Source organism: Streptomyces sp. NPDC046925, assembly GCF_040644915.1.
Lineage (GTDB): Bacteria > Actinomycetota > Actinomycetes > Streptomycetales > Streptomycetaceae > Streptomyces.
Map to the genome: position 1 here is coordinate 19364 of NZ_JBEYWZ010000025.1, position 23691 is coordinate 43054.

Sequence of the window (23691 nt, forward strand, 5' to 3'; positions counted from 1 at the left end):
CAGTCGCTGCCCCTACGCCTGCTGCCACAACGCGGGCGTATTGGGCGGCTCCCAGCCAGGCTGAGCCTGGTGCCCCTGCAAGCAGCGGTAAGTCGCCCCGCCGTACGTGACGGAGTCACCAGCCGCGTAGACCTTCCCCGCAGCCCACGTGCCGCCGGGCTCCGGCTCGCCCGGGCCGGGACCGGGGTCGCCCCCACCCGTGGTCTTCAGCGTCAAGCCGTACTGCTGGAGCAGCGGATTGATCGGCTGGTGGAACGTCGTCCCGCCGCTGGAGCAGTTGCCCGACCCGCCCGAAGTGACGCCCTGCGCCTGGCTCCCGGATATGAAGGAGCCGCCCGAGTCGCCGGGCTCCGCGCAGACCGTCGTGCGCGTCACGCCGCTGATGGTGCCCTCGGGGTACGTGACGCTGGTGTTGTGCTGCTGGATCGTGCCGCAGTGCCACCCCGTAGTGGAGCCGGAACGGCAGATCGACGCACCCACCGGGGACTGCGTGGAGCCCCCGACGCCGATCCGCTGGCCGCCCTGGCCCTTCACGTACGGGGTGGCGGTCCACTGGGAGTTGACGGCGACCCAGGCCATGTCCCGGCCGGGGAAGATCGACGCCTGGAACGTGCCCTGGGCCACCTGGTTGTAGCCGCTGGTCGCGGTGCCCGCGCGCCCGCAGTGGCCCGCCGTGGCGAAGCCCTGCTGGGTGCCCTTGGTGACGGGGAAGCCGATGGAGCAGCGGCCGCCCATGTAGTACGCCTCGCCGCCCACGAGGTCGTACAGCGGACGCGGCCGGTCCGTGGTCCGCTCGATCCGTACGAGGGAGGACGGGACCCCCGCGGCGGACACCAGCGCCTTCGCCGCGGAGGAGTGCACGGCCCGCACCACGACGGCGTTGGACCGTACGTCGACGTACCAGACCGGAGCGTCGCGCGTACTCGCCTTCTTCGCGGCGCGGTCCAACCGCGCCTTGGCGGCGTCCAGTCGCGCGACGGAGTTCCGCACCACCTCGGCCCGGGCGCCCCGCGCCTCGATCGCGGGCACGTCGGAGGCGTCGGTGGTGGCCACGGTGAGCCGCTCCGACGTCCGGCCCTGCACCCAGGCGCCCGCGAAGTCACGGCCGACCGCGTTGCGCAGGGCTCCCGCGACGGCGCCGGCGTCGGCCTCGTTGACCAGACGGGCCTCGGCCTGCGCCGGCGTGAGGCCGAGGTCCCGCTGCATGGCCTTCAGGACCTCGGGCGAAGTCCTGTCGACGGCGGCGGTCTCGGCGGGGGAGGGCACATGAGCGGGACCGGCCTGGGCGTTCGCGGTGCCGGGCAGTCCCGCGAGCACCAGAGCGCCCGCCGCGGCCAACGCGGCACACGCGGCCGCGGCGCGTCTGTGATGGATGGGGGGCATGGGGCATCTCCTCGGTTGCGAGGGGCAAGCGGATCGCCCACAACGTAGAAGCCTCAACAGCCCCCCAACAGCCATCATCCGACCCCCGCCCCCGACGTTATGGAAGCTGCGGAGACCCGTCAGAAGCGCCCCGGGTCAGCCCCCGCGACGGTGCCGCCAGCCAAGCCGTGTAGCTCTTGCTGCGGGCCGCCGCCTCCGCGTGGGCCGCGCGGGTCTGGGCGAAGACCGTGGGGGCCGTGTCGCGGGCCGGGGACTGCGGGTGCCAGCCGAGCAGGTGCCGCCAGTACAGCGGCGTCCCGGAGAGCGGCCTCGTCACCAGGCCCGGCGTCGGCGGGAACGTCGCCCTGCACAGCCCCACCGCCCGCCCCACCTGGACGAGATGGACACAGGACGCCACGTCCGTCTCGTACACGGACGACGGCGTGAACCCCGCGCGGGCGCACGCCGCGGTGAAGCAGTCCGCGAAGCAGCCGTCGCCCGGCACGTCCGTCCACGCCTCGCCCGCGAGCCTGGCCAGGTCGATCTCGGCGGAAGCGGCCAGCGGATGATCGGTGGACAGCATGACGAACACCGGGTCACGGGCGACCTCACGCCACACGAGCGACTCGCTCTCCGGCGGCGGACTCGCCCCGCACGTCCCCACCAGGGCGAAGTCGAGCCGCCCGTCGGCCGTGCGGGACGCGATCTCCCGCTCCGACCAGGAGGTGTGGGTGGTCACCCTGGCCCCCGGCTGCGCGGCGGCGAGCCGGTCCACGAGCCCCCCGAGCAGCGGCCCGTGCGTCGCGCCGAGCCGGAACCCCGTACCGCCCGCCCACTCCCGGCCGAACCGCAGCGCCTCCTCCCGCAGCCCGCTGACCGCGGGCAGCACCACACGCGCGCGGGCCAGGACGAACTCCCCGAGCGCGGTGGCCCGCACCCCGTGCCGCCCCCGCTCGAAAAGCTCCCCGCCGAGAGCGCGCTCGATCCGCTTCAGCTGCGCGCTCAGGGCGGGCTGCGCAAGCCCCAGCGCGGTGGCCGCCTTCGTCAGGCTGCCCGCGTCGGCGATCGCCCGGATCGTCTTCAGGTGCCGCAACTCCAGGTCCATGGGCCGAGCTTGACCCGTGGCCCGGAGCGCGGCAATGGGCAGGTACGGACCAATGCGGGCCACTGTCCGCCGGTATCAGCCGCCCCCGCCTGCCGCCTCCTCCCGCACCCGCAACAGCAGCACCGAGCGCGCGGCCGTCGTGACCGTCGAGTCGGCCCGCAGCACGGTGCCCGGAGCCGCCCCCTGCTCCTCCAGGGAGGTGTCCACCACCACCTCGTACGCCCGGGCCCACGGCGCCCCCGGCAGCACGAAACTCCCCGCACCGTCCGCCGCGTGCAGGATCGCCAGGAAACTGTCGTCGACGACCGGCGCGCCCCGCGCGTCACGGCCGGGTATGTCGCGCCCCGACAGATACATGCCGAGCGTCGCGGCCGGCGCGTACCAGTCGCCCTCCGTCATCTCCGTGCCCCGCGCCGTGAACCACGCCAGATCCCGCAGCCCGTCGCCGTTCGCCGACTGAGCGCGGCCGGAGAAGAACGCCCGCCTGCGCAGCACGGGATGCCGGTGCCGCAGCGCGATGAGACGCGACGTCAGATCGCACAGCGCCCGCCACCCCGGCTCATCGAGCAGCCCCCAGTCCACCCAGCTGACCTCGTTGTCCTGGCAGTACGCGTTGTTGCTGCCCCGCTGCGTACGCCCCATCTCGTCCCCCGCGACGAGCATCGGCACCCCCGTCGAGAGCAGCAGCGTCGTCAGGAGATTGCGCAGCTGCCGCCGCCGCAGCTCCGTCACCCGCTCGTCGGCGCTCTCGCCCTCCACACCGCAGTTCCAGGACCGGTTGTCGTTGGTCCCGTCCCTGTTCCCCTCGCCGTTGGCCTCGTTGTGCTTGCGCTCGTAACTCACCAGGTCCCGCAGCGTGAACCCGTCGTGCGCCGTCACGAAGTTCACCGACGCGTACGGCCGCCGCCCGCCCCACGCGTACAGGTCGCTCGACCCGGAGAGGCGGTAACCCAGATCCCGTACGTCGGGCAGCGCGCCCCGCCAGAAGTCCCGTACCGCGTCGCGGTAGTGGTCGTTCCACTCCGTCCAGAGGGGAGGAAAGGCCCCCACCTGATAGCCGCCGGACCCCACGTCCCACGGCTCGGCGATCAGCTTCACGCGCCGCAGGACCGGATCCTGCGCGATCACCGCGAGGAAGGGGGAGAGCATGTCGACGTCGTGGAACGACCGCGCGAGCGCCGCCGCCAGATCGAAGCGGAAGCCGTCCACGCCCATCTCGGTCACCCAGTAGCGCAAGGAGTCCGTGATCAGGCGAAGGACGTGCGGCTGCACCACCTGGAGCGTGTTCCCGCAGCCCGTGTAGTCCGCGTACCGCCGCGCGTCGGAGGGCTGAAGGCGGTAGTAACCGCGGTTGTCGATGCCCTTGAGCGAGAACGTCGGGCCCAGCTCGCCCGCCTCCGCGGTGTGGTTGTAGACCACGTCCAGGATCACCTCGATCCCGGCCTCGTGCAGCGCCCGCACCATCCGCTTGAACTCGCCGACCTGCTCGCCCCTCGTCCCGGACGCCGCGTACGCCGCGTGCGGTGCGAAGTAGCCGATCGAGTTGTAGCCCCAGTAGTTGCGCAGACCCCTCTGGAGGAGGTGGTCCTCGTGGGCGAACTGGTGCACCGGAAGCAGCTCCACCGCCGTCACACCGAGCCGTACGAGATGGTCGATCGCCGCGGGATGCGCGAGGCCCGCGTACGTACCGCGCAGCTCCTCGGGAATCCCCGGATGCAGCTTCGTGAAGCCGCGCACATGGACCTCGTAGATCACCGAGTCCGCCCACGGCGTCTTCGGGCGCCGGTCGTCCGCCCACTCGTCGTCCGGCGCGTCGTCGTGCACGACCACACCCTTGGGGACGTACGCCGCCGAGTCCCGGTCGTCGCGCACCGTGTCGGCCACCTGCTGCTGCGGCCAGTCCCGCACGTGTCCGTACACCTCGGGCGGCAGGCCGTACGTGGCGAAGTCGCCGTCCACCGCACGGGCGTACGGATCGAGGAGCAGCTTCGCCGGATTCCAGCGGGCGCCCGTCCACGGGTCCCAGCGGCCGTGCACGCGATATCCGTAACGCTGGCCGGGACGGACGCCCGGCACGAAGCCGTGCCAGATCTCGTGCGTCAACTCGGTCAGCGGCGCGCGCGTCTCGACGGCGTCGGCGTCGAACAGACAGAGCTCGACGGCCTCCGCACCTCCCGCCCACAACGCGAAGTTGGTGCCCGCGACGCCGTCGGGCCCCACTCTGAACCGCGCGCCGAGCGGCGTCGGCGCCCCCGGCCACACGGGCAGAGCGCGTACGCCCGGCGCGCCGCGCACCTGCGCCGACGTCCCGTTCACGGCGGCCGCCCGACCGTTCACGGCGGCCGCGTCCGCCCCGCGCCGCCCACCCCGGAGTGCTTCCTGTTCGGCTGCGCTGGACACCCATCCGCCTCCTGCGGCTCGACCCCTGCCGCGTCCCGGCGGCAGGGGCGTACCAGACCGGACGACGCGCGTGGAACGAAGAGCCCGTGCCGTCCTCCCCACTGTTCTGCCCACCGGGTGCGTCGCACTCACGTTTCCCCAGGAGGGGGACGGTCGTTGGGACGGGCGTGAAACAGGTAGCGAGGCGCGCTCGGCGCGCAGGGGCCGCGCTGGCCGCCGTAATGACATGGGCAGGACTGCTCGCCGGAGCCGCCGGATGCACCGCCGACGGCGACGGCATCGACCGGATCATGGGCAAACCGCGGTCGCCCGAAGACGCTATCCGGGTGACGCCCGACGACGGCAGCAAGGCGGTCAAGGGCGACGCGCGGCTCCGGGTCGAGGTGCCCGACGGACGCCTCGAATCGGTGAAGGCCGTCCGGGTGCAGGACGCACAGGAGGCACCGGTGCCGGGCCGCATCGACGAGGACGGCATGACCTGGAAGCCGCTCGACGAGGGCCCGCTGGCACTGGGCGCGAAGTACGCGGTGGACGCCGTCGCCCTCGACGGCCACGGCCGCCGCTCGGCCCGGCACACGACGTTCACGACGTACGTCCCCGACGAGCGGTTCACCGCCTACGTGGGACCGGAGAACCGCTCCACGGTCGGCACCGGCATGATCGTCTCCCTGGAGTTCAACCGGGAGGTCGAGAACCGCGAGGCCGTCCAGCGGGCCATCACCGTCAGCGCGAACCCCGAAGTCGACGTACGACCCCACTGGTTCGGCGACACCCGCCTGGACTTCCGCCCCGAGAAGTACTGGAAGCCCGGCACCAAGGTCACCGTCGGCCTGCGCCTGCGCGACGTGGAGGCCGCCCCCGGCGTCTACGGCCTCCAGGACAAGAGCTTCTCGTTCACGATCGGCCGCAGCCAGACCTCCCTGGTCGACGCCGACGCGAAGACCATGGAAGTACGCCGCGACGGCGAGCTGATCTCCACGGTCCCGATCACCGCGGGCGCCCCGCGGACCACCACGTACAACGGGAAGATGGTGGTCACCGAGATGCTGGAGGTGACCCGGATGAACAGCCGGACCGTCGGCTTCGGCGGCGAGTACAACATCCCCGACGTCCCGCACGCGATGCGTCTGACGACGTCCGGCACCTTCCTGCACGGCAACTACTGGGCGCCGAACGCCCCCGGCAACACCAATGTCAGCCACGGCTGCGTGGGCCTGCGCGACGTGAAGGGCGGCAGCTCAGAGACCCCGGCGGGGTGGTTCTTCGACCGCAGCCTGATTGGCGATGTGGTGGAAGTTGTCAATAGCGATGACAAGAAAGTCGCTCCTGACAACGGGCTCAGTGGCTGGAACATGGATTGGAAGGAGTGGACGGCACCGCCCGGCAGCAAGCCGGAAGCGGGGCCCACGGACCCGCGCTGAGGCAGCGCCCGCACCACCTGCGCAGTTGGGACTGAACGGTGACATTGGCGAGGAGTCATCGGTCAATGGCGTGTGGTTATCTAGCGGCGGCGCGTGTATGTGCGCGCCGATGCACTGGGGTGCGGGCCTGACCAGGCCGTGCGAGGGGAGACACATCTTGAACGGGCGACCGATATCGGGGACGTCGGTTGGCGCGCGGGGGCGCGCGCCGCGACGGGGGGCCAAGGGCCTCTTTGCGGTGGCATCGGGTGTGACGCTGCTGTTGGTCACGGCATGCGGCGGGGGAGGCGGCTCGGACTCGGGCGGCGACGGCAAGGAAAAGGCCGACAAGAACGCGCCGTCGGCCGCGGTGGTGACCATAGCGCCCAAGGACGGCGCCGACTCGGTGGCCACCAGCGGGGCCCTGAAGATAGCCGCCGACAAGGGCAAGCTGTCGAAGGTCGAGGTCAAGGACAGCAAGGGCAACGCGGTGCCGGGCAAGATCACCTCGGGTGGCGCCGCCTGGACGCCGGCGCACCACCTCGCGGCCTCCACGAAGTACAAGGTCCACGCGATAGCGAAGGACTCCGAGGGGCGTGAGTCCGCCAAGGACACGACGTTCACGACGCTGACGCCGAAGAACACCTTCATCGGCCAGTTCACGCCGGAGGACGGCTCGAAGGTCGGCGTCGGAATGCCGTTCTCGGTCCACTTCACGCGGGGCATCACCGACCCGGAGGCCGTGGAGAAGGCCATCGAGGTCAAGACCGAACCCGCCGTCGACGTCGAGCCGCACTGGTTCGGCAACGACCGCATCGACTTCCGCCCCGAGAAGTACTGGAAGGCGGGCACGAAGGTCACCGTCAAGCTCAACCTCGACGGCGTCGAGGGCCGGCCCGGGGTCTACGGCAAGCAGGCCAAGACCCTGAAGTTCGAGATCGGCCGCAGCCAGGTCTCCACCGTCGACGCCAAGTCGCACCAGATGAAGGTCGTCCGGGACGGCAAGCAGATCAAGAAGATCCCGATCACCGCGGGCGCACCCGGCACGACGACGTACAACGGCCAGATGGTCATCAGCGAGAAGCTCCAGGTCACGCGCATGAACGGCGAGACCGTCGGCTTCGGCGGCGAGTACGACATCAAGGACGTCCCGCACGCCATGCGCCTGTCCACGTCCGGCACGTTCATCCACGGCAACTACTGGTCGGGCGGCGCCTTCGGCAACACGAACGCCAGCCACGGCTGCATAGGCCTGAGCGACGTGCGCGGCGGCTACAGCAAGAAGACGCCCGCCGGATGGTTCTTCAGCAACTCCCTCATCGGGGACGTCGTGGTCGTGAAGAACTCCGCGGACAAGACGATCCAGCCCGAGAACGGCTACAACGGCTGGAACATGTCCTGGGAGAAGTGGAAGGCCTGACCTTCCCGTGCGGTCATGACCCGGCCGCATGTCGATGTCATGCGAGGCACGGCTAACGTGCCCCGCATGACATCTGTGCATCTCGAAGTCGCCGAGGGCGTCGGCACGATCCGCCTCGACCGCCCCCCGATGAACGCGCTCGACATCGCTCTCCAGGACCGGCTCAAGGAGCTGGCCGAGGAGGCGACCCGGCGCGACGACGTCCGTGCCGTGATCATCTACGGCGGCGAGAAGGTGTTCGCGGCGGGCGCGGACATCAAGGAAATGCAGGCCATGGACCACGCGGCGATGGTCGTACGGTCCCGTGCCCTCCAGGACTCCTTCACCGCCGTCGCCCGCATCCCCAAGCCCGTCGTCGCCGCCGTCACCGGCTACGCGCTTGGCGGCGGCTGCGAGCTCGCGCTCTGCGCCGACTTCCGCATCGCCGCCGACAACGCCAAGCTCGGCCAGCCCGAGATCCTGCTCGGCCTGATCCCCGGCGCCGGCGGCACCCAGCGCCTGTCCCGTCTGGTCGGCCCCTCCAAGGCCAAGGACCTCATCTTCACCGGCCGCATGGTCAAGGCCGACGAGGCGCTCACCATCGGCCTGGTGGACCGCGTGGTGCCCGCCGCCGAGGTGTACGAGCAGGCGCACCAGTGGGCCGCGCGGCTCGCGCAGGGACCCGCGCTCGCGCTGCGCGCCGCCAAGGAGTCGGTGGACGCGGGCCTGGAGACGGACATCGACACCGGGCTCGCGATTGAACGCACCTGGTTCGCCGGCCTGTTCGCCACCGAGGACCGTGAACGTGGCATGCGCAGCTTCGTCGAGGAGGGTCCCGGCAAGGCGAAGTTCCTCTGAAATTCCTCTGCGAAGCGATCAGTTGAGGGCACGTCAGCCAAAGTGTCCCCCGAAGGAGCGGTTTATGCGTGGCTTAAGAGAACCTTAAGCCTGCCCCGTCCGCGGCCGTAAGTGATCACTCGTAAGCGGGTAGTCATCGCAGGTCAGCAGGGGTGCGAGAGGGTCTTAACTGCCACTGGCATATGCCTACACGGCCCCCCGGAACGGATGGTTCCGGGGGGCTTATTCCGACGGAACGTCCCCGGGAGGCGCTCTGTGCGGCCATGATGGGGGCATGGCGGGGCTGGAGGGTATCGAACAGCCGCGGCGACACGGGAGTGCGACCGCGGCCCGCTGGTCGCCGGCGGTCGAGGACGAACACGCGCTGAAAGCGCTCGAGTTGTTCGGCAATCCGACGGATGCGGAGGTTCCGCTGCCGTCGCGCCCGGAGTCCGCCGCGATCGCGCGCCGGCTCGCCCAAGTGGTGGTGCTCCGGCACTGGGGGCTCTCCCCGAAGCTGACCGAGGACGCGGTCCTGCTCACTTCGGAACTCGTCGGCAACGCCGTGCGGCACACCGGCGCCCGCGTCTTCGGGCTGCGGATGATGCGGCGGCGCGGCTGGATCAGGATCGAGGTGCGCGACCCCTCGCGCGGACTGCCCTGCCTGATGCCCGTGCACGAACTCGACCTCAGCGGCCGCGGCCTCTTTCTCGTCGACAAGCTCTCCGACCGGTGGGGCGTGGATCTGCTGCCGCGCGGCAAGACGACCTGGTTCGAGATGCGGGTCGCCGACCGCTGATGAGGTGACGCGCTGATGCGCTGACGTGCTGATACGCGAAAGCCCCCGGTCGCCGGTTGTGGCGTTGCGGGGGCTTTCGCGGAGCGCCGTGGACGAAGGGGTGTGGTCCACGGCCGCTGGTGACGACCTGAGCCCGGGTCAATGGGGTCGTGGGTCCGACTATGGCAGACGGGCGCCGACGATCCAAAAGTTCATATCCGAGCATAGTGGTGCGAACCGTCACAGTTTAGAGGTGAATCCTTGGTGAGCTGGGACACCTGCCTGGTAAACGCTGGTTAAGTTCTGGCTGTGGCAAGGGTTCCGTAAGGCGTCATGCAGGGGTCGTCCACCCCCGCGCCCTCGACCCGCAGGGCCCGTACGCGGGGAAATCGGCGGCTTTTGCCCGCTTTTCCCATTAAATAGTCGGGTGATCGAGACTGACCGCCGCGGAGCCCTGCGTGCGGGCGCCGGACTGGCCGTCGCGAGCGCGCTGGCCGGATGCGCCGACGACAGCACCACCGGCCCCGCCCCCGCACGCGACCGCCCCGCCCCGACCCGCAAGGCGCCGCACGCCGCCCCGGCACCCGGCCGCTTCCCCGGCCTGCCCGACCAGATCGCGCACGGGCCCCGCGACCGCCCCCGCGTCGCCCTCACCTTCCACGGCCAGGGCGACCCGGCCACCGCGCGAGCCCTGCTCTCCACCGCCGAGAACGCCGGCGCCAAGATCACCGTCCTCGCCGTCGGCAGCTGGCTCGACGCACACCCCGGACTCGCCCGCCGCATCCTCGACGGCGGCCACGACCTCGGCAACCACACCCACCACCACGTCACGATCAACGAACTGCCCGAGGCCGAGGCCTACGCGGAGATCACCGGCTGCGCCGACCGACTGCGCCGCCTCACCGGCTCCATCGGCACCTGGTTCCGTCCCTCGCGCGCCGAGACCGCGACCCCCCTCGTCGCCCGCCTCGCTCACCGCGCGGGCTACCCCCACGTCCTCTCGTACGACGTGGACTCCCTCGACTTCACCTCGCCCGGCGCCCCGGCCGTCACCCGCAAGATCGCCTCAGAGGTGCGCGCGGGCTCCGTCGTGAGCCTGCACTTCGGGTACGCGGACACGGTCGCCGCGCTCCCCGCCGTCCTGGAAGACCTCGACCGCCGCGGCCTGCGCGCGGTGACGACCACGGAGCTGCTGACCTGATGACCCTGCACCTGAACCTCACCCGGCGCACCGGAGCGGTCATCGCCGTCGGCGCGGTCGTCGCCGCCGCGCTCGCCGGCTGCGGGAGCGGTAGCGACGACCGCGCGAACGAAGCCCTCGGCACGCAAGGCATCCAGAAGACCGCCAAACCGAAGGCACCGCCCGGCCTCCCCGGCATGCCGCCCGTCCTCGACCCCAAGGACGTCTACGCGGCCGACCGCCCCGGCAAGCTCTCGCCGGTGGTCAAGGACTTCCCCTCCCGGATCTACGTCCCCAACACCAACACCAACACCGTCTCGGTCATCGACCCCAAGACGTACGAAGTGATCGACACGATCGACGTCGGGATCCAGCCCCAGCACGTCGTCCCCTCCTGGGACATGAAGACGCTCTGGGTCAACAACAACCGCGGCCACTCGCTCACACCCATCGACCCCAGGACCGGCAAGGCGGGAAAGCCGGTCCCCGTGCACGACCCGTACAACCTCTACTTCACGCCCAACGGCAAGTACGCGATCGTGATGGCCTCGATGGACCGCGAACTCGTCTTCCGCGACCCGCACACCATGAAGGAGGTCAAGACCGAACCGGTCAGCTGCTACGGCGTCAACCACGCCGACTTCTCGGCGGACGGCCGCTACTTCATCGTCTCCTGCGAGTTCTCCGGCGAACTCCTCAAGGTCGACACGGAGAAGATGAAAGTCGTCGGCCAGCAGAAACTGCCCTTCAAGGGCGCCATGCCGCAGGACGTGAAGATCTCGCCCGACGGCAAGACCTTCTACGTCGCCGACATGATGGCCGACGGCATGTGGGTCCTGAGCGGCGACAAGTTCGACAAACCGAAGCTCCTGCACACCGGCAAGGGCACCCACGGTCTTTACGTCAGCCGCGACTCACGCGAGATGTACGTGTCCAACCGGGGCGAGGGCACCATCTCCGTCTTCGACTTCCCCAAGAACAGACTCACCAAGAAATGGAAGCTTCCCCAGGGCGGCAGCCCCGACATGGGCGGGGTGTCGGCGGACGGCAACACCCTCTGGCTTTCGGGGCGTTACGACTCCGAGGTGTACGCCATCGACACCCGCACCGGAGTCCAGACCGCCCGCATCCCCGTCGGCGGCGGCCCGCACGGCCTCGCGGTGTACCCGCAGCCGGGCCGCTACTCGCTCGGGCACACCGGCATCTTCCGCTGAGTAATACAGCTGAGTAATACAACGGTTGACCATCACGGCCACCGGGCACCACAGGGGTAGATCGACCCGCCTTCCCCCCCCCACTGCCCGCCGCCCAGGAGGCCGCCCGTGCTCAAAGGCATCGACGTCAGCTCGTACCAGTCCACCTTCGACACGGACGGCATATCTTTCGTCATCATCAAGGCGACAGAGGGCCGTTCGTACGTCAATCCAAGGCTGACCGCACAGGTGAAGCGGGCGCGGGACGGCGGCTGCGTGGTCGGCTTCTATCACTTCCTGTGGCCGGGGAACATCAAGGCCCAGGCGGAGTATTTCGTCAGCAAGGCCCCCGAGAAGGCGGGGGACTTGCTGGCGGTGGACTGGGAGTGGACGGGCGAACACACCCGCGCGAGCAACGCGGAAAAGGACCGCTTCATCAAGGAGGTGAAGCGCCTCCGCCCGAATCACCAGGTGATGCTGTACACGAATCGCGATTTCTGGTTGAACCACGACACCACGTCATACGCGGGCGACGCTCTCTGGATCGCCGATTACGTCACGGCGGGCAAGCCGCGCATCAAGGCGAAGTGGCGTATCCACCAGTACACGTCGACCCCGCTGGACAAGAACGTCGCGGACTTCGCGAGCGAGGAAGCGCTGCGGGACTGGGCCAAGCCATAGCCATAGCCATAGCCGTAGCCGTCCCGCGCGCGCCCCGCGCTCACGGTCTCAGGCGCGCCACTCCGCCGTGCGCTCCGGGGACGCTTCGGACAGGGCCTTGGTGACCGCTTCGGTGTCCTTCGCCAGGCCGTAGACCGGGGTGCCCGGCTGCTGGCGCCAGGAGTCGTCCTGGCCGCCGTTGTCGACGGTGTCGAAGCCGATTTCGTCGATGAGGTCGCGTACGACCTTCTTGGCGGCCTCGTCGTCGCCGGAGACCGGGAGCGCGACGCGGCCGGGTGTGCCCTTGGGCTGCGGCTTGTCGAGGATGTCCCCGGAGTACGTGCCGTTGAAGGCCTTGATCACCGGGTGGCCGATCTGCTGCTCGGTCCAGCGGCTCTCGGTCAGGCCGTCCTCGATCTCGGCGATCTTCCCGTCGCGCTGCTGCGGGTAGTAGTTGCCGGTGTCGATGACGGCGAGGCCGTCCGCCGCGCCGTCGAGGAAGCCCGACGGCAGGTTCGGTACGGCCTTCAGGGGGATCGTCACGACGACGACCTGGGCACCCCGCGCGGCCTCTTCGACCGTCACGGCCGTCGCGCCGGTCTCTTCGACGAGGGCCGTGAGCGTGTGCGGGCCCCTGGAGTTCGCCACGGAAACGTCGTGGCCGAGGGCGGTGAGGCGCCGGGTGAGGTTGCCGCCGATGTTGCCCGCGCCGATGATGCCGATCTTCATGACTCGTCGCCCTTCCGGGGTTCGTTCGCCAGTGTCGTAACGGAGCCAACCTCCGGAACGGGTGAGGTATTCCTGTACGGGTGCGCTTTCGGCGAGGCGCCCGGGGTGTGACGCGGGGCACAGGAACTTGTTTGCGGGTGCGGAGAGATACGTGGTGTGAGGCCTACTGAACTGGGAGATGGCATCCATGCACGTATCCGGGCAGGTGAGCGCGAGGCGTTCGGGGAGTTGTACGAGGCGTATGCGCGGACGGTCTACAACCATGCGCTGCGGCTGACCGGCAACTGGTCGACCGCCGAGGAGGTCATGTCCGAGACCTTCCTGGCGGCCTGGCGTACCCGGGAGCGGCTCGAACCGGACGGCGGTTCGCTCAAGCCGTGGCTGCTCGGCATCGCCACGCACAAGGCGCAGAACGCCAACCGCGGCCTGCGCAGACGGCTCGCCTTTCTGCACCGCCAGCCGCCCCCGCCCGACGTGGCCGACTTCTCGGAGGAGTCCGCGGGGCGGCTGGACGATGCGCGGCGGCTCGCCGCGGTGCACGGCGCGTTGCGGCAGTTGCGCCGCCCGGAGCGTGAGGTGCTCGTGCTCTGCGTGTGGTCCGGGCTCGACTACGCGCAGGCCGCCGAGGCGCTCGGTATTCCGGTCGGCACGGTGCGGTCGCGGCTCTCGCGGGCTCGCGCCCGGCTGCGGCGGCTCAGCGAGGACGGGGCCGACGGGGCCGGTCCGGAGGAAGTGAAGAACGTGACGGAACCGCTCCGGGGTCGCGGAGAGGTAGAGAGTGAGGCCGCGTTCGCGGCCCTGCCCCTGCGGGAGGAATTCCGATGAACGCCGCCACCCCGCCGCCGGGAGAGGCCGAGGCCGCCGAACTGGCCCGCCTGCTGCCGGAGTCGGACGAAAACGAATGGCAGCTTCCGCCGGGGCGTCACCTTCACCACAAGGACGTCCTGATGCAGCAGATCGACCACGACCGCGACCGCAGCCACGGCCACGACCGCAGCCACGGCCACGACCGCGGCCACGACACGGAGCGGAGCCGGGCGCCGCAGGCTGCCGCCCCCGCCCCAGCCCCCGCCGTATCGCCCCGCCGCCGCTTCCTGCGCCCCGCGGTCCTGATGCCGGCCACCGCCGCGCTCGCGGCCGCCGGGATCCTGATCGCCGCGATCCCCTCCGACGACGCCGACGGCGTCCGGGACATGGGCGCGGGCAAGGGCGCCACCGCCGGTGCGGCCGTCACCCTCGGCCGGATCGCGAACGCCTCCCTGAAGGCCGATACTCCGCGGGTGAAGGCCAGCCAGTTCGTCTACATACGGAGCGTCGTCCAGAGCAACGAGGGTGAGCTGGACGGCCCGGTGAAGCTCAGTGCCCCGTACAAGCAGCAGATGTGGATGTCGCAGGACCCCGCCCCCGTCACGAACATCGGCATGAGCCGTGAGAGCGGGAAGGGGGCGTCGATGCCCGGCCAGGATGTGCCCATCGAGGCGTCCGCCGTGGACGGTTCCGATGACTCGGGAGCCATCCCGGAGGGGCCCGACCGGCCCACGTACAACTGGCTCGCCTCGCTGCCCACCGACCCCGACGCCCTGCTGAAGAAGCTGTACGCCGAGACGCGGGTGGTCGAAGGGGAGGAGACGAAGGCGCAGGCCGTCTTCGACAAGATCGGCGATCTGCTCGGTTCGACGATCATGCCGTCGGAGAATGCCGCGGCGTTCTACAAGGTCGTCGCGAAGCTTCCCGGTGTGACCGAGGTGCCCGACGCGGTGGACGCGGCGGGCCGCCACGGCATCGGCATCACCCTCGATGAGTCGTCGTGGGCGACGCGCGAGGTGTGGATCTTCGACAAGAAGTCCTTCGAATACCTCGGCTCGCGCGGCTACATGACGAAGAACCACAAGCCGGGAGGCAAGCCGGGCAAGGCGGGCAACCCCGAGGTTCTCTACGGAAGCGACGCGGTCCTGGAGCGTGCGGTCGTCGATCAGAAGGGCATGGAGCCCGAACCTACGGGCGTGCGCGGCTGAGCAGTCGTCGGCCAGTTCCCCTGACGAGCAGGAGTCCCCGCCTCGCTCGCCTGTTGCTAGGTGCGGGACAGCAGTTGACCGAGGGTTTCCTGGAGTTCGGTCTGTGCCACGCGTGCCGCCTCCTCCGCGTCCATCGCCTCGACGGCCGCTACGAGTGCCGCGTGGGCGGCGCCGCCGTGGTTCGGCTCCTGTGTGCGGACGTCGACTAGGTCGAGGAGGCCGAGCAGGCCTTCGCGCAGTACGGGCGCGAACTCCGCGAACAGGTCCGTGAGTACGGGGTTGCGGGCCGCCGCCACGACCGCCGCGTGCAGGGCGATGTCGGCGTCGATGAAAGCGGCGTCGCTCGCCGAAGACGCGGCCCTGCGCCCTTCGAGTGCGGCGCGCATCGCCGTGATGTCGTCCTCGGTGCGCCGCAGGGCGGCGAGCCGCGCGGCCTGCACCTCCACCAGCATCCGCACCTCGTACACGTCCGTCACCGCCGCCCGCCGCAGCCGCGTCGGCCAGTCCGCCACCGGCTGCGTCGCGATGACGAAGACGCCCGCACCCTGCCGGGCCTTGACGAGCCCGGCCCCGGCGAGGGCGCGCAGGGCCTCGCGGACGGTGGAGCGGCCGATGCCGAGCTCCTTGGCCAGGGTCGTCTCGCCGGGGAGTTTGCTGCCGACGGGCCAGTGGCCGCCGGCGATCTGCTCGCGCAGGCGCGTGATGGCCTGTTCGACCAGGGGGCTGGGGCGCAGGGAGCCGAGCGGCATCCGGGGACCTTTCAGGGGGTGGGGGAGGGCCGGGGCGGGCCCACTTGTCTGAGGAGTACTTGTCTGAGGAGCTGAGGTGTGGCTAGTCTAGCGCCATGATCTTCTGCGGTCTCCTTCTTCTCGGCTGCCGCGGCGGGGCCTGAAGCGACCGGCACCCCGCCGCGGGGTGCCGTGCTGCCGGTCGGCCACCTCACCGACCGAGCCGAGAGGCCGCGATGACATCCCCCGCGTACCCGTGGAATCCCCAGCGCCCCAGCCCCATGCCGCACCACCGCTACCGCCCCTACCAGGACCGCGTCCACGTCCCCGCACAGGACCGCACCTGGCCCTCCGCCCGTATCGAGCGCGCCCCCCTCTGGGTCCCCGTCGACCTGCGTGACGGCAATCAGGCGCTCGCCGAGCCGATGGACACCGGCCGCAAGCGGCGCTTCTTCGATCTGCTCGTCTCCATGGGGTTCAAGGAGATCGAGGTCGGCTATCCGTCCGCCAGCCGCGCCGACTTCGACTTCGTGCGCGACCTCGCCGCGCTGAGCGCGAGCGGCGGCATCCCCGACGACGTCAGCATCGTCGTCTTCACGCCCGCCAAGCCGGACCTGATCGACCGCACCTTCGAGTCGATCGAGGGCCTGCCCCGCGCCGTCGTGCACCTCTACATCCCCACCTCGCAGGTCTGGCGCGACGTGGTGCTCGGCCGGTCGCGCGCGCAGGTGCGCGAGGTCGTCACCGAAGCCGCCACCCGCATGGCCCGCCTGGCGGACGCCCGGCCCGGCGCGGACATCCGGTACCAGTTCTCGCCGGAGACCTTCAACCTGACCGAGCCCGACTACGTACTCGAAGTCTGCGACGGCCTGACCCGGCTGTGGGACGCGAGCCCCGACCGGCCCGTCACCCACAACCTCCCCGCGACCGTCGAGATCGCCACCCCGAACGTGTACGCGGACCAGATCGAGTACCTGCACCGCCACCTCGCCCGCCGCGACTCCGTCATCCTCTCCGTGCACCCCCACAACGACCGCGGCACCGGCGTCGCCTGCGCCGAACTGGCCGTCCTGGCCGGGGCCCAGCGCGTCGAGGGCTGCCTCTTCGGCAACGGCGAGCGGACGGGCAACGTCGACCTGGTGACCCTCGCCCTGAACCTGTACGCCCAGGGCGTGGACCCCATGGTCGACTTCTCCGACATCGACGCCGTGCGCGAGGTCGTCGAGCACTGCAACCGGCTGCCCGTGCACCCCCGCCACCCCTACGCGGGCGACCTCGTCCACACCGCCTTCTCCGGCACCCACCAGGACGCCATCAGCAAGGGCTTCGCCCACCACGCCCGCCGGGCGGCCGAGCTCGGGGTCCCGGAGAGCGAGGCGCCGTGGGACGTGCCGTACCTGCCGATCGACCCCGCCGACATCGGCCGCAGCTACGAAGCCGTCATCCGCGTCAACTCCCAGTCGGGCAAGGGCGGCATGGCGTATCTGCTGCAGACCCGGCACGGCATCGACCTGCCGCGGCGCCTGCGGCCCGAGTTCTCGCGCGTGGTGCAGGCGGCCACCGACGACAGCGGTCAGGAGGCGAGCGCCAAGGAGCTGTACGAGCTGTTCCGCGCCGCCTATGTCGCGCCGGGGGAGCAGGGCGGGGACGTGAAGGGCGGGGACGTGGAGCTGAGCTCCTGGACCACCGACCGGGCCCCGGACGGCGCCCACCGTTTCGTCTGCACGCTCCATGTGGGCGACCGCATCGGGGACTTCGAGGGCGTGGGCAACGGACCGCTGTCCGCGTTCACCGAAGCGCTCGCCGCGGCCGGGATCGCCGTCGAGATCCTCGACTACTCCGAACACGCCACGGGGGAGGGCGGCACCAGCGAGGCCGTCGCCTACGCGGAGTGCAGGGTGGGCGGTGTCGTTCGCTGGGGCGCGGGCGTGGACACCTCGGTCCTGACCGCTTCCGTACGGGCCGTGCTCGCGGCAGTGAACCGCGCGGGAGCCGCCCGATGACCTCGGCCCCGCACCCGCAGACCCCGGCCCCGCACCCCGCGCCGCCCGTCCTGCACGCCGACGACGTCACCGTCGTCCGCGAAGGGCGCCCCATCCTCGAAGAGGTCACCCTCACCGTCCGCCCCGGCGAACACTGGGCGCTGCTCGGCGCGAACGGCGCGGGCAAGTCGACCCTGCTCAGCCTCTGCGGCGCCGTCACCCACCCCACGCACGGCACGGTGGAGGTGCTCGGCCGCCGCCTGGGCAGCGTCGACCTGCGCGAACTGCGCGCCTACGTAGGCCATGTGAACCCCCGCCATCCGCTCCGCTCGCCGCTGCGCGTGCGCGACGTCGTCCTGACCGGGCTCACCAACAGCGTGGAAATCCTGCCCCGCTGGCGCCCCACGCCCGAGCAGGAGGAGCAGGCCGACCGCCTGATCGCCATGCTCGGCCTCGCGCACCGCACGGACGCGCGCTGGCCCACGCTCTCCCAGGGCGAGCGCGGGCGGGCCCTGATCGCGCGCTCGCTGATGCCGAGGCCCCGGCTCGTCCTGCTCGACGAACCCGCCACCGGGCTCGACCTCGCGGGCCGCGAACGCCTCCTCGACAGCCTCGACACCTTGCGCGAGACCCACCCCGAGCTCGCCACGGTCCTGGTCACGCACCACCTGGAGGAGCTCCCGGCCGGTACGACGCACGCGCTGCTCCTTCGCGACGGGCGCGCGCTGGCCTCGGGACCCGTGGACGACGTATTGACCGGCGACCAGATCAGCAAGTGCTTCGACCATCCGGTGCGGCTCACGCGCACGGAGGGACGGTGGAGCGTGCGGGCCGCGCGGCGCGCACGCTGAGCACGCGCGAGGGGCCCGGCACGCATGTGTGCCGGGCCCCTCGCGCGTATCCCGCTACTTGTTCAGGCTCGCCCAGAACTCGTCGAAGGAGAGACGCTTGTCCTTGTCGGTGTCCTTCGCGCCGATCACGGCCTCGGCCACCGTCTCGGTGACGTAGAAGTCCCCCATCTTGGCCATGGCCGACTTCCACTCCGCCGCTGTGATGAAGCCGTCGCCGTCCGCGTCGAACTGCTCGAACGTCTTACGCGCTTCCTCGATGTCCGCCACCGGATCCACCCCTTCTTCGTGCACTGCTGACGGGGCTCAGCGTATCCGCCGTCCGGGTGACGCCGGGGACGCGGGCTCGGCACCCGACGACCGTTTCAGCACTCGATGATGTTCACCGCGAGCCCGCCCCGCGCCGTCTCCTTGTACTTCACGCTCATGTCGGCGCCCGTGTCCTTCATGGTCTTGATGACCTTGTCGAGGGACACCTTGTGGCTGCCGTCGCCGCGCATCGCCATCTTCGCCGCGGTCACGGCCTTCACCGCCGCCATGCCGTTGCGCTCGATGCACGGGATCTGGACGAGGCCGCCGACCGGGTCGCAGGTCAGGCCGAGGTTGTGCTCCATGCCGATCTCCGCGGCGTTCTCGACCTGCTCGGGGCTGCCGCCGAGCACCTCGGCGAGGGCGCCCGCCGCCATCGAGCAGGCGGAGCCGACCTCGCCCTGGCAGCCGACCTCGGCGCCGGAGATGGAGGCGTTCTCCTTGAAGAGCATGCCGATGGCACCGGCCGCGAGCAGGAAGCGGACCACGCCGTCTTCCCTCTCCTCCTGCGAGGACCCGTTGGCCACGAAGTTCATGTAGTAGTGCAGGACCGCCGGGATGATGCCCGCGGCGCCGTTCGTCGGGGCGGTCACGACGCGGCCGCCCGCGGCGTTCTCCTCGTTCACGGCCATCGCGTACAGCGTGATCCACTCCATGGCGCGGGCCAGCGGATCGCCCTCGGCGCGCAGCTGCCGTGCGGAGTGCGCGGCGCGGCGGCGGACCTTGAGACCGCCCGGCAGGATGCCCTCGCGGGACATGCCGCGCGAGACGCAGGACTGCATGACGCCCCAGATGTCGAGCAGACCCGCGCGGATCTCCTCCTCGGTGCGCCACGCCTTCTCGTTCTCCAGCATCAGCGCGGAGATCGACAGGCCCGTCTCGCGGGCCAGGCGAAGCAGCTCGTCGCCGGTGCGGAAGGGGTGCTTGAGGACCGTGTCGTCCGGCACGATCGGGTTCTCGCCGGCCACCGCGTCGTCGTCGACCACGAAGCCGCCGCCCACGGAGTAGTACGTCTTCTCCAGGAGGAGGGTGCCCTCACGGTCGTACGCGAAGATCGTCATGCCGTTGGCGTGGTACGGCAGGGCCTTGCGGCGGTGCAGGATCAGGTCCTCGTCGAAGTCGAAGTCGATCTCGTGCATGCCGAGGAGGCTGAGGCGGTCGGTGCTCTTGATCTGCTCGACGCGTTCGTCGGCGAACTCGACGTCGACCGAGCGCGGGGACTCGCCCTCCAGGCCGAGGAGCACCGCCTTCGGGGTGCCGTGGCCGTGGCCCGTAGCCCCGAGGGAGCCGTAGAGCTCGGCCCGTATGGAGGTGGTGTGGGCCATCAGGCCCTCGTTCTTGAGGCGGCTCGCGAAGATGCGGGCGGCGCGCATGGGACCGACCGTGTGGGAGCTGGACGGGCCGATGCCGATCGAGAACAGGTCGAAGACCGAGAGGGCCACGAGAAACTCCAATGGTGGTTGGTAGACGCCGTTGTCTGCCGGGGTAGTGCAGATGGTTCAAGGGCGGGGCATGGGCCGGGGCACCGCACTCACTGTTCGGTTCCAGTGTGCGCGGTGCCCCGGAGATTCGTACGACAGAAAGCGTACGAAACTGCTACAGGTTGGGGTACAGCGGGTGCTTCGCTGCCAAGGCGGAGACGCGGGCCTTGAGGGACTCCGTGTCGAAGCCCGGCTTCAGCGCCTCGGCGATGATGTCGGCGACCTCACGGAAGTCGTCCTGGTCGAAGCCGCGGGTCGCGAGCGCGGGCGTACCGATCCGCAGGCCCGAGGTGACCATCGGGGGGCGCGGGTCGTTCGGGATCGCGTTGCGGTTGACCGTGATGCCGACCTCGTGGAGGCGGTCCTCGGCCTGCTGCCCGTCGAGCTCGGAGTTGCGCAGGTCCACCAGGACCAGGTGCACGTCCGTGCCGCCGGACAGGACGTCGACGCCGACGGCCTTCGCGTCGTCCTGTACCAGGCGCTCGGCCAGGATGCGGGCGCCGTCCAGGGTGCGCTGCTGGCGCTCCTTGAACTCCTCGGAGGCCGCGACCTTGAAGGAGACGGCCTTGGCCGCGATCACGTGCTCCAGGGGGCCGCCCTGGAAGCCCGGGAAGACCGCGGAGTTCAGCTTCTTGGCGAACTCCTTGCTGCGGGCCAGGATGATGCCGCCGCGCGGGCCGCCCAGCGTCTTGTGCGTGGTGGAGGTCACCACGTCCGCGAAGGGCACCGGGTTGGGGTGCAGCCCCGCGGCGACGAGCCCGGCGAAGTGCGCCATGTCGACCCACAGGTACGCGCCGACCTCGTCGGCGATCCGGCGGAACTCGGCGAAGTCCAGCTGACGCGGGTAGGCGGACCAGCCCGCGATGATGACCTTGGGGCTGCTCTCCTTGGCCAGGCGCTCGACCTCGGCCATGTCGATCAGACCGGCCTCGTCGACGTGGTACGGGACCACGTTGAACTGCTTGCCGGAGAAGTTCAGGCGCATGCCGTGGGTGAGGTGGCCGCCGTGCGCCAGGTCAAGGCCGAGGATCGTGTCGCCGGGCTTGGCGATGGCGAAGAGGGCGGCCTGGTTGGCGGAGGCGCCCGAGTGCGGCTGGACGTTGGCGTACTCGGCGCCGAACAGGTCCTTGAGCCGGTCGATCGCGATCTGCTCGGCGACGTCGACGTGCTCGCAGCCGCCGTAGTAGCGGCGGCCGGGGTAGCCCTCGGCGTACTTGTTGGTGAGGACCGTGCCCTGGGCCTCCATGACCGCGACGGGAGCGAAGTTCTCCGAAGCGATCATTTCCAGGGTGGACTGCTGACGGTGGAGCTCGGCGTCGACGGCGGCGGCGACGTCCGGGTCCAGCTCGTGGAGAGGGGTGTTGAGAAGCGACATCAGGTGGTCCCTAGGGGTCTTCGGGGGGCTTCAGCTGCCGGAGAACTCGGTGTACTCGTCTGCGGAGAGCAGGTCCTTCGGCTCCTCCGAGACGCGCACCTTGAAGAGCCAACCACCCTCGAACGGGGCGGAGTTGACGAGTGAGGGGTCGTCCACGACGTCCTGGTTCGACTCGACGACCTCACCGGTCACCGGCGAGTACAGGTCGCTGACCGACTTGGTCGACTCCAGCTCGCCGCACGTCTCGCCCGCGGTCACCGTGTCACCGACCTCGGGGAGCTGGGCGAAGACGACGTCACCGAGCGCGTTGGCGGCGTGCTCCGTGATACCGACCGTCGCCACACCGTCCTCGGCGGCCGAGAGCCACTCGTGCTCCTTGCTGTAACGCAGCTGCTGGGGGTTGCTCATGACCTGAATTCTCCTGTACGCGGGTGGGTGCTGCGGAACGGGGATGATGTGCGTGGGGTCACTTCCGGCTTACCACAGGGCCGGACGTGTCACTTCTGGCGCTTGTAGAAGGGCAGCGCCACGACCTCGTAGGGCTCGTGGGTGCCACGGATGTCCACGCCGACACCCGATGAAGACGCGGCGCCGGGGGCCGCGTGCGCCGCGTCGACGTACGCGATGGCGATCGGCTTGCCCAGCGTCGGGGACGGCGCGCCGGAGGTGACCTCGCCGATGACCTTGCCGTCGGCGACCACGGCGAAGCCCGCGCGCGGGATGCGGCGGCCTTCGGCGATCAGGCCCACCAGCTTGCGCGGGGGAGCGGTCTCGGCGCGCTCGGCGGCGGCCGCGAGCGCGGCGCGGCCCACGAAGTTCTCGGACATCGAGGTCTTCTCGAACTTCACGACCCGGCCCAGGCCCGCGTCGAAGGGCGTCAGCCCGGCGGTCAGCTCGTGCCCGTACAGCGGCATGCCCGCCTCCAGGCGGAGCGTGTCGCGGCAGGAGAGCCCGGCCGGGACCATGCCGACGGGCGTGCCCGCCTCCATCAGCGCGCCCCAGAGCTTCTCGGCGTCACCGGGGGCCACGAAGAGCTCGAAGCCGTCCTCGCCGGTGTAACCCGTGCGGGCGATCAGCGCGGGCACGCCCGCGACCGTGCCGGGCAGGCCCGCGTAGTACTTCAGGCCGTCCAGGTCCGCGTCCGTGAGTGACTTCAGGATGCCGGGGGACTCGGGGCCCTGGACGGCGAGCAGCGCGTACGCGTCGCGGTCGTCGCGGACCTCGACGTCGAACTCCTCGGCGCGATTGCTCAGCTCGTTCAGGACGTTCTGGGCGTTCGAGGCATTGGCGACGATCATGTACTCGGGGGCGTCGGGCTCGCCGAGCCGGTAGACGATCAGGTCGTCCAGGATCCCGCCGTCCTCGGCACAGATCATCGTGTAGCGGGCGCGGCCGACACCGATGGAGCCGATGTTGCCCACCAGCGAGAAGTTCAGGAAGTCGACGGCCTCGGGGCCCGTGACCGTGATCTCGCCCATGTGGGAGAGATCGAAGAGACCGGCCTTGGTGCGCACGGCGACGTGCTCGTCGCGCTCGCTGCCGTAGCGCAGCGGCATGTCCCAGCCCGCGAAGTCGGTCATGGTCGCGCCGAGCGCACGATGCACGGCATCGAGGGCGGTCAGACGGGGGACGGTACTCATAGGGGGAACTCCCAGGGCATGACGGGCGAGGTCGATCCTCCCCATCTGTCATCGGAACCTGAGAGGTTCACCACGACCGTCCGTAAAGGGGGTCATGACTTGCACCTTGGGTGGAGCCGCCGGGGCGGCCCGCTTTTCAGATGTGCCTCGCCCGCGCGGTACGGGGCCTGAGAGATTCAAGGGAGGGACTTGCTCCTTCGGCGCCCCGGAGCGTCTTTCGACGGCGTCCGGGAACTCTCCCGCGCGGATTCAAACGGCCTGTATGGAGTT

21 protein-coding genes and 1 riboswitch are annotated in these 23691 nt (G+C 70.4%); of the genes, 11 read left to right on the forward strand and 10 right to left on the reverse strand.

What is annotated here, in order from left to right; genetic code table 11:
* Positions 1–12: 12 nt before the first annotated feature.
* From ABZ906_RS45350 to glgX, 3 genes are all read right to left on the reverse strand, one after another.
* Positions 13–1383, reverse strand: coding sequence for a carbohydrate-binding protein (locus ABZ906_RS45350; RefSeq protein ID WP_361393134.1), 1371 nt, complete (start codon positions 1381–1383; stop codon positions 13–15).
* A gap of 97 nt (positions 1384–1480) precedes the next feature.
* Positions 1481–2467 (reverse strand): LysR family transcriptional regulator, encoded by a 987-nt coding sequence (locus ABZ906_RS45355; protein ID WP_361393135.1) that lies wholly within the window; start codon positions 2465–2467, stop codon positions 1481–1483.
* Between the two features lie 75 nt (positions 2468–2542).
* Positions 2543–4867 (reverse strand): glycogen debranching protein GlgX, encoded by a 2325-nt coding sequence (glgX, locus tag ABZ906_RS45360; protein ID WP_361393137.1) that lies wholly within the window; start codon positions 4865–4867, stop codon positions 2543–2545.
* A gap of 221 nt (positions 4868–5088) precedes the next feature.
* On the opposite strand from glgX, the gene ABZ906_RS45365 reads away from it, so the two are divergent.
* The 7 genes from ABZ906_RS45365 (at position 5089) to ABZ906_RS45395 (ending at position 12335) form a co-directional block, all read left to right on the forward strand.
* Entirely contained in the window at positions 5089–6288 is a 1200-nt protein-coding gene (locus tag ABZ906_RS45365; RefSeq protein WP_361393139.1) for an Ig-like domain-containing protein, read from the forward strand.
* 157 nt (positions 6289–6445) lie between these two features.
* A complete protein-coding gene (locus ABZ906_RS45370) occupies positions 6446–7687 on the forward strand; it encodes an Ig-like domain-containing protein (RefSeq protein ID WP_361192822.1) in 1242 nt (413 codons plus the stop codon).
* A gap of 66 nt (positions 7688–7753) precedes the next feature.
* A complete protein-coding gene (locus tag ABZ906_RS45375) occupies positions 7754–8524 on the forward strand; it encodes an enoyl-CoA hydratase-related protein (protein ID WP_361192823.1) in 771 nt (256 codons plus the stop codon).
* Positions 8525–8693: 169 nt separating this feature from the next.
* Positions 8694–9302, forward strand: coding sequence for an ATP-binding protein (locus ABZ906_RS45380; RefSeq protein WP_361193323.1), 609 nt, complete (start codon positions 8694–8696; stop codon positions 9300–9302).
* Between the two features lie 406 nt (positions 9303–9708).
* Positions 9709–10482: a polysaccharide deacetylase family protein gene (locus ABZ906_RS45385; RefSeq protein ID WP_361393141.1), complete on the forward strand. Its 774-nt coding sequence runs from the start codon at positions 9709–9711 to the stop codon at positions 10480–10482.
* Complete coding sequence (locus tag ABZ906_RS45390; RefSeq protein WP_361393143.1) at positions 10482–11675, forward strand: PQQ-binding-like beta-propeller repeat protein; 1194 nt, start codon at positions 10482–10484, stop codon at positions 11673–11675. Before ABZ906_RS45385 ends, ABZ906_RS45390 begins: the two co-directional genes overlap by 1 nt.
* 108 nt (positions 11676–11783) lie before the next feature.
* A complete protein-coding gene (locus ABZ906_RS45395) occupies positions 11784–12335 on the forward strand; it encodes a glycoside hydrolase family 25 protein (protein WP_361393145.1) in 552 nt (183 codons plus the stop codon).
* Between the two features lie 48 nt (positions 12336–12383).
* On the opposite strand, the gene ABZ906_RS45400 is transcribed toward ABZ906_RS45395, so the two are convergent.
* A complete protein-coding gene (locus ABZ906_RS45400) occupies positions 12384–13307 on the reverse strand; it encodes an NAD(P)-binding domain-containing protein (protein ID WP_361393147.1) in 924 nt (307 codons plus the stop codon).
* Between ABZ906_RS45400 and ABZ906_RS45405 the strand changes: the two genes are divergently transcribed.
* Positions 13227–13868: an RNA polymerase sigma factor gene (locus ABZ906_RS45405; protein WP_361393164.1), complete on the forward strand. Its 642-nt coding sequence runs from the start codon at positions 13227–13229 to the stop codon at positions 13866–13868. The genes ABZ906_RS45400 and ABZ906_RS45405 overlap by 81 nt on opposite strands.
* Complete coding sequence (locus ABZ906_RS45410) at positions 13865–15058, forward strand: CU044_5270 family protein (protein WP_361393149.1); 1194 nt, start codon at positions 13865–13867, stop codon at positions 15056–15058. The genes ABZ906_RS45405 and ABZ906_RS45410 overlap by 4 nt, the downstream gene beginning before the upstream one ends.
* Before the next feature lie 56 nt (positions 15059–15114).
* On the opposite strand, the gene ABZ906_RS45415 is transcribed toward ABZ906_RS45410, so the two are convergent.
* Positions 15115–15807, reverse strand: a complete 693-nt coding sequence (locus ABZ906_RS45415) for an FCD domain-containing protein (protein WP_361393150.1) — start codon at positions 15805–15807, stop codon at positions 15115–15117.
* Between the two features lie 215 nt (positions 15808–16022).
* Between ABZ906_RS45415 and leuA the strand changes: the two genes are divergently transcribed.
* Both leuA and ABZ906_RS45425 read left to right on the forward strand, forming a co-directional pair.
* Positions 16023–17789: a 2-isopropylmalate synthase gene (gene leuA / locus ABZ906_RS45420; RefSeq protein ID WP_361393152.1), complete on the forward strand. Its 1767-nt coding sequence runs from the start codon at positions 16023–16025 to the stop codon at positions 17787–17789.
* Positions 17786–18619: an ATP-binding cassette domain-containing protein gene (locus tag ABZ906_RS45425; RefSeq protein ID WP_361393154.1), complete on the forward strand. Its 834-nt coding sequence runs from the start codon at positions 17786–17788 to the stop codon at positions 18617–18619. Before leuA ends, ABZ906_RS45425 begins: the two co-directional genes overlap by 4 nt.
* 54 nt (positions 18620–18673) lie before the next feature.
* Here ABZ906_RS45425 and ABZ906_RS45430 read toward each other — a convergent pair whose 3' ends face one another.
* From ABZ906_RS45430 to gcvT, 5 genes are all read right to left on the reverse strand, one after another.
* Positions 18674–18886 carry an EF-hand domain-containing protein gene (locus ABZ906_RS45430; RefSeq protein ID WP_361192846.1) on the reverse strand — a complete coding sequence of 71 codons (213 nt, stop codon included), beginning with the start codon at positions 18884–18886 and terminating at the stop codon, positions 18674–18676.
* A 95-nt stretch (positions 18887–18981) separates the two neighbouring features.
* On the reverse strand, positions 18982–20367 hold the full coding sequence (locus ABZ906_RS45435; protein ID WP_361193328.1) for an L-serine ammonia-lyase: 1386 nt from the start codon (positions 20365–20367) through the stop codon (positions 18982–18984).
* Positions 20368–20521: 154 nt separating this feature from the next.
* The gene (glyA, locus tag ABZ906_RS45440; protein ID WP_361192849.1) at positions 20522–21781 is read right to left on the reverse strand and encodes a serine hydroxymethyltransferase; all 1260 of its coding nucleotides are present in this window, start codon (positions 21779–21781) and stop codon (positions 20522–20524) included.
* A 30-nt stretch (positions 21782–21811) separates the two neighbouring features.
* Entirely contained in the window at positions 21812–22189 is a 378-nt protein-coding gene (gene gcvH / locus ABZ906_RS45445; protein ID WP_361192852.1) for a glycine cleavage system protein GcvH, read from the reverse strand.
* A gap of 89 nt (positions 22190–22278) precedes the next feature.
* Positions 22279–23421, reverse strand: coding sequence for a glycine cleavage system aminomethyltransferase GcvT (gene gcvT, locus ABZ906_RS45450; RefSeq protein ID WP_361393156.1), 1143 nt, complete (start codon positions 23419–23421; stop codon positions 22279–22281).
* Positions 23422–23567: 146 nt separating this feature from the next.
* Positions 23568–23673: riboswitch (glycine riboswitch) on the reverse strand.
* Positions 23674–23691: the final 18 nt, after the last annotated feature.